12 protein-coding genes and 1 CRISPR repeat array are annotated in these 14,621 nt (G+C 36.6%); of the genes, 11 read left to right on the top strand and 1 reads right to left on the bottom strand.

Annotated features, from left to right (window positions below; translation table 11 throughout):
• Positions 1-139 precede the first annotated feature (139 nt).
• Complete coding sequence (locus HMPREF1536_RS03105) at positions 140-979, top strand: phospholipase A (RefSeq protein WP_028727920.1); 840 nt, start codon at positions 140-142, stop codon at positions 977-979.
• Positions 980-1,173: 194 nt separating this feature from the next.
• Here HMPREF1536_RS03105 and HMPREF1536_RS03100 read toward each other — a convergent pair whose 3' ends face one another.
• Positions 1,174-1,608, bottom strand: a complete 435-nt coding sequence (locus tag HMPREF1536_RS03100) for a DUF6078 family protein (RefSeq protein WP_028727919.1) — start codon at positions 1,606-1,608, stop codon at positions 1,174-1,176.
• Positions 1,609-1,786: 178 nt separating this feature from the next.
• Between HMPREF1536_RS03100 and cas6 the strand changes: the two genes are divergently transcribed.
• The 10 genes from cas6 (at position 1,787) to HMPREF1536_RS03050 (ending at position 14,473) form a co-directional block, all read left to right on the top strand.
• Positions 1,787-2,563: a CRISPR-associated endoribonuclease Cas6 gene (gene cas6 / locus HMPREF1536_RS03095; RefSeq protein WP_028727918.1), complete on the top strand. Its 777-nt coding sequence runs from the start codon at positions 1,787-1,789 to the stop codon at positions 2,561-2,563.
• A gap of 14 nt (positions 2,564-2,577) precedes the next feature.
• Positions 2,578-3,990, top strand: coding sequence for a hypothetical protein (locus HMPREF1536_RS03090; protein ID WP_044192211.1), 1,413 nt, complete (start codon positions 2,578-2,580; stop codon positions 3,988-3,990).
• An 18-nt stretch (positions 3,991-4,008) separates the two neighbouring features.
• Positions 4,009-5,067: a type I-B CRISPR-associated protein Cas7/Cst2/DevR gene (gene cas7i, locus HMPREF1536_RS03085; protein WP_028727916.1), complete on the top strand. Its 1,059-nt coding sequence runs from the start codon at positions 4,009-4,011 to the stop codon at positions 5,065-5,067.
• Entirely contained in the window at positions 5,067-5,744 is a 678-nt protein-coding gene (cas5b, locus tag HMPREF1536_RS03080; protein WP_028727915.1) for a type I-B CRISPR-associated protein Cas5b, read from the top strand. Before cas7i ends, cas5b begins: the two co-directional genes overlap by 1 nt.
• The gene (locus HMPREF1536_RS03075; protein WP_028727914.1) at positions 5,741-8,023 is read left to right on the top strand and encodes a CRISPR-associated helicase/endonuclease Cas3; all 2,283 of its coding nucleotides are present in this window, start codon (positions 5,741-5,743) and stop codon (positions 8,021-8,023) included. Before cas5b ends, HMPREF1536_RS03075 begins: the two co-directional genes overlap by 4 nt.
• 21 nt (positions 8,024-8,044) lie before the next feature.
• Positions 8,045-8,560 carry a CRISPR-associated protein Cas4 gene (gene cas4, locus HMPREF1536_RS03070; protein WP_028727913.1) on the top strand — a complete coding sequence of 172 codons (516 nt, stop codon included), beginning with the start codon at positions 8,045-8,047 and terminating at the stop codon, positions 8,558-8,560.
• Entirely contained in the window at positions 8,557-9,573 is a 1,017-nt protein-coding gene (gene cas1b, locus HMPREF1536_RS03065) for a type I-B CRISPR-associated endonuclease Cas1b (RefSeq protein ID WP_028727912.1), read from the top strand. The genes cas4 and cas1b overlap by 4 nt, the downstream gene beginning before the upstream one ends.
• Positions 9,573-9,836, top strand: a complete 264-nt coding sequence (cas2, locus tag HMPREF1536_RS03060; RefSeq protein WP_028727911.1) for a CRISPR-associated endonuclease Cas2 — start codon at positions 9,573-9,575, stop codon at positions 9,834-9,836. The genes cas1b and cas2 overlap by 1 nt, the downstream gene beginning before the upstream one ends.
• Before the next feature lie 217 nt (positions 9,837-10,053).
• Positions 10,054-11,248: direct repeats of the CRISPR family, unit length 29 nt; unit sequence GTATTAATTGAACTTAGTAGAATAGAAAT.
• Positions 11,249-11,414: 166 nt separating this feature from the next.
• Positions 11,415-13,298 carry an ABC-F family ATP-binding cassette domain-containing protein gene (locus HMPREF1536_RS03055; RefSeq protein ID WP_028727910.1) on the top strand — a complete coding sequence of 628 codons (1,884 nt, stop codon included), beginning with the start codon at positions 11,415-11,417 and terminating at the stop codon, positions 13,296-13,298.
• Positions 13,298-14,473 (top strand): MFS transporter, encoded by a 1,176-nt coding sequence (locus HMPREF1536_RS03050; RefSeq protein WP_028727909.1) that lies wholly within the window; start codon positions 13,298-13,300, stop codon positions 14,471-14,473. Before HMPREF1536_RS03055 ends, HMPREF1536_RS03050 begins: the two co-directional genes overlap by 1 nt.
• Positions 14,474-14,621: the final 148 nt, after the last annotated feature.

The following is a 14,621-nucleotide window of genomic DNA, read 5'->3' as shown; positions in this document are numbered from 1 at the left end:
ATGAACATACCAGTTAAGAATTGGTTATTAATAAAAGGTAGGTTGCTGAAATGACTATAATTCAGATGATTTGGGAGAATCGTCTGTTTGTGGTAATAGTAACTTTGTTCTGTCTTGTAAAGTTTATATGATAACGTTTATGAAAAAGATAGCTTTGTTTCTGTTGGTATTGTTCATCCAGGGTTTTGCGAAAGTAACAGCCCAGGTACTTGTGAAAGATCCTAAGATGGAATATAATGCAGATAGTGTGCGTGCCGTATTGGATAAGGCTCCTTATTTTTCGCTGTTCAAGGATAACTATTTTATCGGTGGTACGACGATCGGCCATAAGCCGACCGCAGCCAATTCGGATGTGAAGTTCCAGTTGAGTATCGCCCAACGGTTAACCAAGAGTAAGTTACCTTTCGATACCTATCTTTTCATTCAATATACACAGAAAGCCTTTTGGAATGTCTTCCAGAAATCTCTCCCTATGCGCGACCTGAACTTCAACCCGGGAATAGGCTTGGGGCATCTGATCATTCATCACAATAAATATATAGGTAAAGGCTATCTGATGCTGGAACACGAATCGAACGGGAAAGACAGTACGGCTTCGCGCAGCTGGAATAAGGTTACATTTGCTACAGCCGTCGTTCTCAATAAAAATTGGGAAGCTCAGTTTAAAACATGGATACCGATCGTGGATGGTAAGTATAATAAGGATTTGTTGAAATATAACGGTATATTCCAGGTGGCAACCAATTTCCGGACAGACAATAAACGGTTTAACTGCGGAGTGATCCTGACGAAACGCAAAACCTGGCTCAGCTTTAATACGCAGGTCGAGTTAAGTTATAAGTTCAACAATAACGAGAACCAATATTTCTTCCTTCAATATTATAACGGGTACGGTGAGAACCTGTTGGAATATAATCACTTTAAGAGTATGCTGCGGATCGGTTTTGTGATAAAACCGCAGGATTTCAGTATCTATTGAGAATCTGTTTCATAGAGTGATTGATGTTCTTCTTTCATTAATCAGCAAGCGTTCTGACTTGTTTTTTCCCCACAATTTATATCCACGTGGGGAATTGTTCCCACTACTATGGGGAATACTGCCCACTTGTGTGGGGAATATTACCCATTTAAGTGGGGATTATAAGTAATAAAGGCCTAAAAGTATACAATTTCTTACCAATCGTATTGCTCTACATATTGGTCGAAAAGCGGATCGGTATGGATACCTTGTCGCATAAAAATCAGACGAATGATCTTTTGTTCGTCAGTGGTAATTAATCGTTCTTTCTTTTGGATGCGATAAAGGGTTCCTTTACTAAAATTTGCATTTATTGCCCGCTTGATGGCAACAGCTTTGTTATGAGGTAGATCGTCCAGTAAATGAGTAATACCCAAAGCGTACCTGTCCTTTTGATCTGCTTTGAAAAAGGGACAGCTATCTGCTTGTGGCGTTGTGCAAGTCGGGTTTATGATCGAGAAAACTGTCCGTTCCGGTGTAAGTTGTTTCGAAACGAGATAACGCAGGCATTTCGTAGAGTGTTTGCATTGCTCATTCAGGCAGTAAGCAAAACTATCAGGGACGGATTCGTATTTTGATTCAGGTTCCATTATATATGTTTTGTTTAGTTAACCAGGCAAACTTACGTTTTATTATTTAATTATACGAAGCTTGAAGATGAAAAAAACATGCAAAGATTGTTTTTTAGGATTTGCGTGAAATAATCCGGATAAATGGATTGTAATGTATTCTACTTTTATATATTTGTGAAAACTAAATTAATCGAACATGAGATTTAAGTTAACCTTACAAATACAACCGCATGTTTCAGGACGTGAACTACCAATTAATTATCAGTATGAATTATCGGCAGCTATTTATCGAATATTGGCTCATAGTGATGAGAATTATTCATCATGGCTGCATGAAAATGGCTTCGTTATTGGTGGTAAGCGTTTTAAACTATTTACTTTCTCAAATCTTATCATACCTCAATATGGTATAGATAAACAACGCCAACGTTTAGTTATAAAATCAGATATAATAGAATGGTTTATTAGCTTTTTGCCGGAGAAGAGTACGCAACAATTTATTGAAGGCGTATTTTGTCAACAAAGTTTCCATATTGCAGATAAGATATCTGGTGTAGAATTTCAAGTACGTGAGGTGCAGGTCATGCCACCACTGGATTATCAGAAGGAAATGTGTTTTGAGACTTTATCGCCGGTTTGTGTTTCGACGCGTAAGGAGGACGGAAAGACGGAATATATTTCTCCTTCCGATCCATCGTATGTCACTGGTATTCTGACAGGTCTTTTGGCGCGTTACGAGGCCTATTATGGAAAAGAATATGACAGGGAGGTTTATTGTGACTTTATGGTGCTTGATGAACCGAAGTCTGTTTTAGTGAAAATAAAAGCTGAAACTCCCCAGCAAACATTTGTACGAGGATATCGGTACAAATTTAAAGTTAAACTCCCAGAACCTTTGATGAATATAGGTTATGAAAGTGGATGGGGGGAGAAAGGGGCAATCGGATTTGGGATGATTGGAGTATATATTTAAATTTACAATATAAAATGAAGAAAACATGTACAAATATTGATTATAAAGTTCTCTTGGAACCGACTGGAGATCCCTTTATTGATTCAGGAGGATATGTGTTAAAGGCTTTATCTGATTATTATCCTGAATATGATGTGTTGGAATTAATCATGTTAGCAACTAAAATATATGTGGATAATTGGGATGCGAAGATAAATCCGTTTTTTCTGAATTCAAAGATAACACAACCTGCTTTTAAAGTTGAGAAGAAAAAAGAAGAAACGAAATTATACTTTTTGGGGCTTTTGGAAGAAACTCTACCGTATATTATAGGCCATTGTAGAGTTACTGGAAAAAAAACGAAACTTTTTCCGGCAGGTAGAGATAATACGGTCTTATCCGGTTCTGGTACGTTCGTGAATTTTCATAACTCTTTTGATACAGGAATTATGTTGTCGAAAGAAGCATTGATACGATATCATTTTCTTCCTTTAGGATGTGAGTTGCTTCAAGGCAGAGTATGTGTGATTAGTAGTACAAATCAGCCAACTACTGAGCTGTATGCAAAAGAATGTTGTGATAGAATATTATATGATCTAGGACAGAATGCTTCTCAGGGATTATTAAGAAATGAGTCTCGATCCCCTGGTACGGCTATATTTAGATTTTTGGATAAGGTGCTTATACATTATGCAGATAATAATACCGGAAGTGAATATATAACACTTTATCATTTTACAAACTTTGGAGCAAGTCCTGATGTACAAATTTATACGCTTCCGTCCCAAGCCTTTAATTTTTATAAAGAAACACGTAAAGCGCAATACAAAGCAAATTGGAATATTTTTGTGAATCATCATTATAGATGTTCCGATTATAAGAAAATACAATACAACGATGAGGCAAATTCTTTTATAGCTTTAGATAAAAAGCAGGAGATAAGTATAAATGAAGATGATTTCAAGTTTTGGAGAAATACCATTTATGACAAATTACTGATAGGAGCAAATATTATTAGTGACGTCAGAAAATGGAGTATACATCATCATTTTGATTTAGATCTATTAGAGTGTTATTTAATTAATATACAGAATATGAAAAAGGAGACTGTTGACAAAATAAATCAAATAGCAGATTTTATTCTTAGCTATAATTCGGAAGTAGATATGAAAAAGGTCTTGACAAAATTGAATGGCGTGAAGAATCCATATTTGTTAAGACGATTTGTATTGAAAGTAATAGAAGATAATTATAAGAGAGGAAATGAAATGCCTCTTGTTACTGTAGAAGATTATGTAGATTTCTTATTTCCAGATTCAAACTCTTGGATGGAAACACGCGATGTTCTATTGATTTCAATTTATCAGAAATTACATGAAAGACATTTGACTGTGGAAGTAGAAGAAACAACTTTCGATGAGAAAGAATTTGGCGATGATGAAATTTAACCTTATAATATAAACAATATGAATGAAAATTTGAAAGTTCAGGGATTTTACCTGATAGATGTGGATGTAGTGGCTTTGAATAATGCCGGAAAGAACATGATGTCAAATTTTGATAACGCAGTATCAACTAAGAGTATTATCAAGAATGGTCGTAACTATACTTATGTATCAGGACAAGCTGTGCGTTTTTGGTGGCGTGATTCTTTACAAAAGAATTGTGGCTGGAAGCTTTCTCCAGTAATTCGCGAAGATAAAATAGCATATACAAATGCTAATCCGATAGAATATCCGGATGATGATGTCTTTGGATATATGAGAGCTGCTTCTGAGGAGATTATTGATGATAAGGGAAAAAAGAAAAAGGTGAATGTAACTGTAACGAGGGTATCTCCTTTAAAAAATTCAGCAATAGTGTCGGCCTGTGCTGTGCGTCCGGTTGAAAACTGGTCAAGTATGGCACGTCAGGATGGTGATTCAGTACCTTATGGAAAACAGGAATATAGTGCAATAATGAAGGGCATGTTTAGCTTGGATTTGAATATGATTGGAACTTTCTCTAATTATAATAAAACAGGTTTTCAAAATCTTTCCCAAAAACTGAAAGATGAAGCTATGGGAAATGGCTGTATTGAAAAAAATGATCCTTTTGTTACTGGACAAAAATTGATTCAACTCCCATTAGAAACTCGTGTTCAACGGGCTAGTGATACGATTAAGGCTTTAAAAAATATTTCTGGTGGAGCTATGCAAACCAATAATATGGGAGATGTAACTCCTAAATTTATAATTCTTGTATCGACTAATTCCGGTAATCATCCTTTCTCTCACGTTGTGTCAAGTTATGGTGACCGGGATGAGATGGTTAAGTTGAATATAAAGGGGATAAGAGAAGTTATTAATGAGTATCATGACGATTTTATCGGAAAAATTTTCATAGGAAGAAGAAGTGGCTTTTTTGATGAGCAGGATGATGCTTTGATATCTTTACAACAGGAATATCAGAATCTTATTGTCTATGGGCCTGTGAATGCAATGATTGATGCTTATTGTGAGCAAATAACTAATCAGATAAAATAATGAAGGCTTACCGTATTAAAATAAGTTCATGGACTTCAAGTTTTCGCTATCCCAATATTATATCCGGGTTCCAACCTACATTGCTTGTTCCTCCCATTAGTACGGTATTGGGTATTTTGAATGCTTGTGCAGGTAAATATCTTGTCCACAGTGAATTGTTTTTAGGCTATTATTTTGAATATGGTGGAAAATCTGTTGATTTGGAAACAATCTATCAGGTTGAACTAGACTCAAAAAACATACCCAAAAATCAAGTGAAATCCAATGTGATTAGAAGAGAATTTCTTTTTGAGAACTGTCTGTATCTTTATTTAGTTGACTTAGAATTGGTGAGATACTTTCGTAATCCCTACTATTCTATTTTGTTAGGAAGAAGTTCGGATTTGGCTTCTGTCGACTCTATAGAAGAGGTCGAATTGAATGAAGTTATAGATGCATACATGATTAAAGGACAAATTGTACCTTTTAAAGGAAATTGCTTACCGGGTGTTATACAGGCATTGCCAAAATATTTTACGGAAACGATACCTCGTAATAACATTGGAACTGAAGCTTATTCTGTTATACCATATAATGCAGCTGATGTACAAACAGATTTGACTGCGTATAGAGACTGTATCGAAGAAAAACAAATTGATATTTATTTTCATCAGTTGAATTTTACTGAATATATATGAATGTGACTCTTCCTCGGAAACCTGAGGTTTTGGCTAAATCAGAACCTCAGGTTTCTTTAAAACAGCATATAGATGATTGTTTAATCATTTATGAACAGTTGGTTAAGTGTTTTCCTAATCTGCCTTTAATGGATCATAAAGTATTTTGGAAAATAGTGCATGACAGTATCATATTTCATGATACAGGTAAGTCGCATAGTGAATTTCAGCGCATACTTTATAAATACTCACCAAATGCCTGGAACCATCAAAGGCATGAAATATTTTCACTTTACTTTATTAAACAAGCCAATATTCCAGATAAATGGAAAGAACTCATGTATTATGCAGTGATAGGACATCATAGAAGTATAGATGAAACATATGAATTTGTTCTTGATAATTATGTATCAGTTGCTCGACCAGGTTGGTATTCGTGTGATAATCTGTCTTTTAAAGATGAGTGTGGAAAGTTATGGAGAAATAAAATTTGGAAGATCTTAAATGTGTATGGTTTTCAAAAGATCAATGATGATGTTATAGATATTGTTTCTCTTGTAAAATCATACCATCATACTCCTTGTAGTTTGTCGGATAGTGTATTTATACGATGTTTATTGCTGATTGGATTTGTGAAACAATGTGATCATTTGGCATCTGCAGGTATTACAAGACTTTATAAATTGTCTGATGCAAATTTCTCTTTTTTATTTGAGTATCCTTTATATAAGCATCAAGAAGAATCATATAAACTCAGCGGTAATGTAATCTTATCGTCTCCAACCGGATCAGGAAAAACAGAGACATCTATTTTATGGCTAAAACGTCAATTAGGAAAGAGAGGTGAAGGTCGAATATTTTATATATTACCTTACACTGCTTCCATTAATGCTATGTATGAAAGACTAAATATGAAGTTTAACGAAGGTTATATGTCTAGTGATACTCATTGGGTTGGAATGCTTCATGGAAAACTGTCACAATATCTTGAGAATAAGATATCATCGGATAAATCTTGGAATGCAACGGGAAGGGAACAGCTTATACAAGATTTTAAAACATTAGTTACTCCAATGAAAATAGTTACTCCTTTTCAGTTGTTGAAGTATTTATTTGGACTAAAAGGTTTTGAAAAGGGAATGTCGGAATGGTCAGGTGGATATTTTATTTTTGATGAGATTCATGCTTATGATAGTAAAACATTTGCTCAGATTATAGTTTTATTAGAATTTTGCTCGCAATATATGAATGTAAATGTTTTTATAATGACTGCAACTTTACCTTCGTTTATGTTGCATATTTTAGAACGGGCAATAGGAGAACATAGCAGAGTTATTGCGGATGAAAATTTGTACAATAAATTTGATAGGCATAAAATTAGTATCGAAGAAGGAGTATTACAGGATTCATTAGATTTAATTCAAAAGGATCTTGATGAGGGAAAAAAGGTTCTTGTTGTATGTAATACAGTAGAACAGGCACAAAATGTCTATAAAAGTCTCTATATACAGGAAAGCAAATTATTACTTCATGGCTCATTTAATGCAGAAGATCGTAATAAGAAAGAGGTTAAACTTCAAAATGAGGAGGTACGGCTATTAGTAGGAACTCAGGCAATAGAAGTCAGTCTGGATATTGATTATGATACGATTTATACAGAACCAGCACCTTTGGATGCATTGATTCAACGTTTTGGTCGAGTGAACAGGAAACGTCAAAAAGGGCTTTGTGTTTGTCATGTTTTTGATACGCAAAATGAAAAAGATAAGTTCATTTATAATGAAGCTGTTGTTTCTCGTTCGATAGAAATCCTCCATAAAATAGAGGAAAAAGATGAAGGGATCATTCATGAGAAAGACTTACAAGCATATATTGATAAGGTATATCCAGATTGGGAGGATTGTCAGAAAGAGGATTTTGATATAACTTATGAAATGTTGTCTTTAAGTATACGTAATCGATTGAAGCCTTTGACTTATGATGAAAAATCGGAGGATCTGTTTTATAAACAATTCGATGGCATTAAGGTTCTTCCTGTTTGCTTAGTACAGCAATATCAAAAATACCTTGATTCATACCAATTAATAAAGGCTGAAGGATTATTGGTTTCAATAAGGGAGAGTCGTTTTTTTGCATTGTTAAAAAATAATGAAATAAGTAGAGAGACTTTTTGTTATACTAAAATGAATGATGACAGACTCAATAATAAATCTATTTTGGTTATGAAACGCGCTTATAATGAGGAAATAGGGCTTCAGATATCCAAAATAGACAATATGAATGAACAATTATTTTTATGAATAACTATAATTAGACCTGTTATGCAAATCACCGGAACACATTTCAATTATTATCAAATATGCAAACGAAAACTTTGGTTGTTTGCTAATGGTATCAATTTTGAGCATACTTCAGATTTGGTGTATGAGGGGAAATTGATCCATGAAGATTCTTATCCACAACGTTCAAGTAAATATGAAGAGGTTGAGATCGATGGGATTAAAGTGGATTATTATGATGCAGCGAACAAAGTAATTCATGAGATAAAAAAATCTGATAAAATAGAAACAGCACATGAATGGCAGTTGAAATATTATTTATATGTCTTTGAGCGTAATGGTATCGTTGGTTGTTCCGGTATTTTGGAGTATCCCACTTTGAGACAGACAAAACAAGTCGTGTTAAGTGATGTTGACAGAGAGGTGCTGGAAGATATGAAAGGAGAGATCAGCAAAATAATTCATTCAGAGACTTGCCCTCTTAAAGATAAAAAGCGTATCTGTAAAAACTGTAGTTATTATGATTTTTGTTATACTGTAGAACCTGATGATTTATGAAAAAGACATTTTATTTGTTCAATCCCGGAATATTGGAGCGAAAAGATAATACCTTGAAATTTATTCCTTATTCAGATGACGAGGATGGACGAGAGGTTTTGGGGACTCCCCGGTATTTGCCTATTGAAGATATCAATGAATTTTATGTGTTCGGCTCTTTGCGTGCCAATAGTTCATTGTTTAATTTTCTGGGACAGAAAGATATTGCGATGCATTTCTTTGATTATTATGAGAACTATACAGGCTCGTTTATGCCGCGGGACTCTTTGCTTTCAGGAAGGATGATTTTAGCTCAAACATCTGCCTATCAATCGAAAAAGAAACGTATGGTAATTGCACGAAAGTTTATTGAAGGAGCAGCCTATAATATGGTAAAAAATCTTCAGTATTATAATCGTAGAGGAAAAGACATGGCAGATATTATGGATATAATCAGTAATTATGCTGAGAAAATTTCGGATACGGAGTCTGTAGATGAATTGATGGGAGTAGAAGGAATGATCCGTCAAACATATTATGAGGCATTCAATTTGATCTTAAATGAATTCGAAATGGGCTCCCGGACAAAACAACCTCCACAGAATGAAGTAAATGCTTTAATGTCATTCGGAAACATGATGTGCTATACTTTATGTTTGAGGGCTATACATCAAACACAGCTTAACCCGACGATCAGTTATTTACATACCCCTGGCGAGCGACGTTATTCATTAGCCTTGGATGTGGCTGAGATTTTTAAACCTATCATTGTAGATCGAGTGATATTTAAGGTTCTAAATCGTAAAGAGATACAAAGTAAGCATTTTGATAAGAAGTTAAACAAATGCTTGCTAAACTCGTCAGGAAAAAAGATATTTGTAAAAGCGATTGAAGATCGGTTGGAGGAAACGATACAGCATCGTTCGTTGGGTAGAAAAGTTAGCTATAGACATTTGATCAAACTGGAATGTTATAAGTTAGCTAAGCATTTATTAGAAATAGAGGAATATAAACCTTTTAAAATGTATTGGTAATGTATGTGATCTTAGTTTATGATTGTGGAGAAAAACGGGTCGCGAAGATGTTAAAACTTTGTCGGCGTTATTTGAACTGGATCCAGAATTCTGTCTTTGAAGGTGAGATATCCGAAGTTCGTCTAAAGGAGTTGATAATGCAGGCAGAAACCTTTATGGATAAGACCTGCGATAGTATCATTATTTTTAAGAATGCTTCAAAAGTGACAATGGATAAGCAGATTGTAGGTAAAGAATGCAGCTCTATTGATATATTCCTGTAACAATAGATATTTGTCGATCCTGTAATTTTTGAAATATACAGTGGTTGAAAATATGAAATAAGCTCTTTGACTTGTTGATTTATAGCTGTTTATGTGATATGTCGATCTCCAGTGTTTTTTATATTATTGGAGGTCGACATATTTTATCAGGAAAAATGGTTGTTTTTAAATTTTGAACTTATTGATATTTATAAGTTTATGTTTTTGGGACGATAAGGTATTAATTGAACTTAGTAGAATAGAAATATTATCATTCAATATAGATTTGACATTCCCTGACGGTATTAATTGAACTTAGTAGAATAGAAATTTGCTTTAAACATAAGGTTGACCTCTTTTGAAGATATGTATTAATTGAACTTAGTAGAATAGAAATCTGTAATGTAAATAATCAATAACGGGTTGTACGGCGTATTAATTGAACTTAGTAGAATAGAAATAAGCTATTTTGACTTTCAACGTATGATTTAATCTGTATTAATTGAACTTAGTAGAATAGAAATCCGGCATGCAAGGCGATTAGAGAAATACGGTGTACACGTATTAATTGAACTTAGTAGAATAGAAATCTATTTGCCCGAGATCATCTAATATGATCGGGTAATGTATTAATTGAACTTAGTAGAATAGAAATGATAGTTCGCTGCTGTCCGGCTTTGCAGTTTAATAAGTATTAATTGAACTTAGTAGAATAGAAATCTATTGATCTTTCAAATGATATATAGTCCCGCATTGTATTAATTGAACTTAGTAGAATAGAAATTTACTCTCTGTGATCTTAATTAATTCTTCCATGATAATTGTATTAATTGAACTTAGTAGAATAGAAATCCAAGTTCGCTCAACTTTTTCCCCGCAAGGGTCAGTGTATTAATTGAACTTAGTAGAATAGAAATGAACAAAAGGAGTATAGGAGACTGTTATCTCCTGAGGTATTAATTGAACTTAGTAGAATAGAAATGCTATCAATCTCTGATTGAATTTCTGCCTTTCTTGTGTATTAATTGAACTTAGTAGAATAGAAATCCTTGAATCTGCCCGCAATAGCAGGAAGTAATACAAGGTATTAATTGAACTTAGTAGAATAGAAATCTCATAAGGCATATCAGATGTAGGTCCTTTAGGAGTATTAATTGAACTTAGTAGAATAGAAATATAGACCAGGTTACTTTACCGGCTTCATTGTCTCGTATTAATTGAACTTAGTAGAATAGAAATTGTGTTTTTATCTGTTATGCGAGGAGCTCCAGGGGTGTATTAATTGAACTTAGTAGAATAGAAATTTACCTGGATTATCTTTTCTCGTATCATAATCAAGTATTAATTGAACTTAGTAGAATAGAAATATGTATCGCGGGAAACGATGGATCCCGTAAAAGCCTTGTATTAATTGAACTTAGTAGAATAGAAATAATTTTGAGCGTTTCGGTTCATCCGAGTACACTATGTATTAATTGAACTAACAAGTCTCAACTAATATAATATAGAATGAATTAAAATATGGGGTTTACAGCCTTAATTGTATCCCTCCCCAATTTTTTGTATCTTTGCCCCTCAAAGTAAAGTACAAAAGGCAATATGATCAGTTATTTACAGATAGACGGACTGACCAAGAGCTTCGGCGATTTGGTTCTTTTTGAGGATATTACATTTGGGATTGCACAAGGCCAGAAGGTGGGGCTTATCGCAAAGAACGGTACAGGTAAAACAACTTTACTGAATATCATTGCCGGGAAGGAGGATTATGATAGCGGGGCGGTTGTGTTCCGTAACGACCTGCGTGTCGGTTATCTGGAGCAGACACCGGTTTATCCCGAAGGACTGACTGTTCTTCAGGCCTGTTTCTATTCCCCGAATGAGACGGTTCGACTGATCGCTGAGTATGAAGAAGCGATGGCCAGTGACGATCATTCCAACTTGCAGGATATCCTGATGCGTATGGATAACCTGAAAGCCTGGGATTATGAACAGCGTGCCAAACAAATCCTTTCACAACTGAAGATCACAAACTTCGACCAGAAAGTGGAACATCTGTCCGGTGGACAGTTGAAACGGGTGGCACTTGCCAATGTCTTGATCACCGACCCGGAGCTGATCATCCTCGATGAGCCGACCAACCACCTCGATCTGGAAATGACCGAATGGTTGGAAGGATATCTGAGCCGTGCGAATATCAGTATCCTGATGGTGACGCACGACCGCTATTTCCTGGATCGGGTATGTAGCGAGATCATTGAAATAGATCGTCAGCAAATATTCCAATATAAAGGAAACTACAGCTATTACCTGGAGAAACGCCAGGAACGTATGGAGACGATGAATACGGAGGTAGAGCGAGCCAATAACCTGTTGCGTAAAGAATTGGAATGGATGCGCCGTCAGCCGCAGGCACGTGGCACGAAAGCCAAATATCGTATCGATGCTTTCTACGAACTGGAGAAGAAAGCCAAGCAGCAACGGGATAACGGAAATGTGAACCTGGATGTGAAAGCTTCCTATATCGGTTCGAAGATATTTGAAGCGGAGCATGTGACGAAAAGTTTTGGAAACATTAAAATCGTAGAAGATTTCAATTATATTTTTGCCCGTTTCGAGAAAATGGGTATTGTCGGTAATAATGGTACCGGGAAGTCTACCTTTATTAAAATGCTGATGGGGGAAGTGGAACCGGATAGCGGTCGCTTCGATGTGGGCGAAACTGTTCGCTTCGGTTATTACAGTCAGGATGGCTTGCAGTTTGACGAACAGATGAAGGTGATCGATGTCGTACAGGATATTGCCGAATATGTCGATCTGGGCGACGGAAAGAAACTGGGCGTTTCTCAGTTCCTGAATTATTTCCTGTTTACTCCCGAAAAACAACATAGCTATGTTTATAAATTGAGTGGGGGAGAGAAGCGCCGTCTTTATCTGTGTACAGTCCTGATGCGTAACCCGAACTTCCTTGTACTGGATGAGCCGACCAACGACCTGGATATCGTAACGCTGAATGTGCTGGAAGAATATCTGCGTAACTTTAAAGGTTGTGTGATCGTTGTTTCGCACGACCGTTACTTTATGGATAAGGTTGTCGATCATCTACTGGTATTCCGTGGTAATGCCGACCTGAAAGATTTCCCCGGAAACTACACTCAATACCGCGACTGGAAAGAGGTACAGGATCAGTTGGAGAAGGAAGCGGAAGCTGCCCGTCAGCCCAAACAAGCTCCTGTCCCCGAAAAGAATAACCGTCCGCAAACGGAACAGAAAAAGAAACTTACTTTCAAGGAACGGAAGGAGTTTGAAGCATTAGAATCCGAAATACCTGCTCTTGAAGCTGAAAAGGCAGAACTGGAAACAGCTATGAGCAGCGGAACCCTTAGCAATGACGAACTGATGGCGAAATCGGAACGCATAGCCAAAGTGATCGACGAAATAGATGAAAAGACAATGCGTTGGCTCGAACTGAGTGAATTAGCCTGATGAACGAAACGAAACCGATACTCTGGAACCGGAATTTCATTCAGTGTTGTATCTCTTATTTCCTGATGAACTTCTCCTTCTACATGCTGATGCCGACTATGCCGGTTTATCTGGTGGAAGTGCTGAAGATTGATCCGTCGGAGGTGGGAGTGGCTCTTTCCAGTTACTCGATAGGTCTGTTATGTGTCCGTCCCTTCTCGGGGTATCTGGTGGATTGTTTTTCCCGCAAACCGTTATATCTGTTTGCTTTTATGGTCTTTGCCTGTATGTTTGCCGGTTATCTGTTTGCAACGACGGTGCTGACTATTATGGCTGTCCGTTTTATACAAGGTGGATTTATGGGAATGACGTCCGTTGCTGGGAATACCATTGCGATCGATGTGATTCCGTCCAAAAGGCGAGGGGAAGGAATGGGCTTCTATGGTTTGACAATCAATCTGGCGATGTCTTTATCTCCGCTGGTTGCCGTGGCTGTTTACGATAGATATGGATTTCATCCTTTAGTGTTTGCCGGAATGGCGATAGCATTGGTCGGCGTCGGTTCTGTCAGCCTGATCCGTTATCCGAAGCGGGAGAAACTGCCGAGACCACCTTTTTCGCTCGACCGTTTTATACTTGTGAAAGCCTTACCGACAGCATTGGCTTATCTGTTAAGCGCCATACCTTATGGAATGGTTGTTTCTTTTGTGGTGCTGTACGGTAAAGAGATCAATGTGTCCAATCCCGGTTACTTCTTCATTTTTATGGCGATTGGGGTTGGAACGGCTCGTCTTATATCCGGCCGTCTGGTCGATCATGGAAAGATACACATGGTTTCGATCAGTGCACTGGTCTTTCTGACGCTCTCGTTCGCTGTCTTTGCCTTGTTCCATAATGAAATAGTCTTTTTTGCCTCGGCACTGGCAATCGGTATCGGTTTTGGTATTTGTGTCCCGGCTATCCAGTGTCTATTTGTAAATGTTGCTCCGCATCACATGCGTGGAACGGCAACTTCTACTTATCTGACTTCTTTTGACTTCGGCGTTGGGATCGGAATGCTTGCCGCCGGCTTTATTGCTTCGTATGCCAACCTGGCAACCGCTTATCTGGTCGGATCGGGTTGCTGCCTGGTGTCTCTTAGCGTTTATTTGCGGTGGGTGAGACCGTCGTATGAGAAGCATAAACTTACAGAGTGATAGATAATAAATTCTTGAAAAAAACGTTATATTCAGGGAAATCAGAATATTATTAGTCATCATAATATATAAAAACTCCATTTTTGCAATGGAGATTACCGTTCCATTCTGCTGTGAAATGGAACCAACTAGTATTAATTAAGGTTTG

It is taken from the genome of Parabacteroides gordonii MS-1 = DSM 23371, assembly GCF_000969825.1.
Taxonomy (GTDB): domain Bacteria; phylum Bacteroidota; class Bacteroidia; order Bacteroidales; family Tannerellaceae; genus Parabacteroides; species Parabacteroides gordonii.
This window is presented reverse-complemented; position numbering and strand designations above follow the sequence as displayed.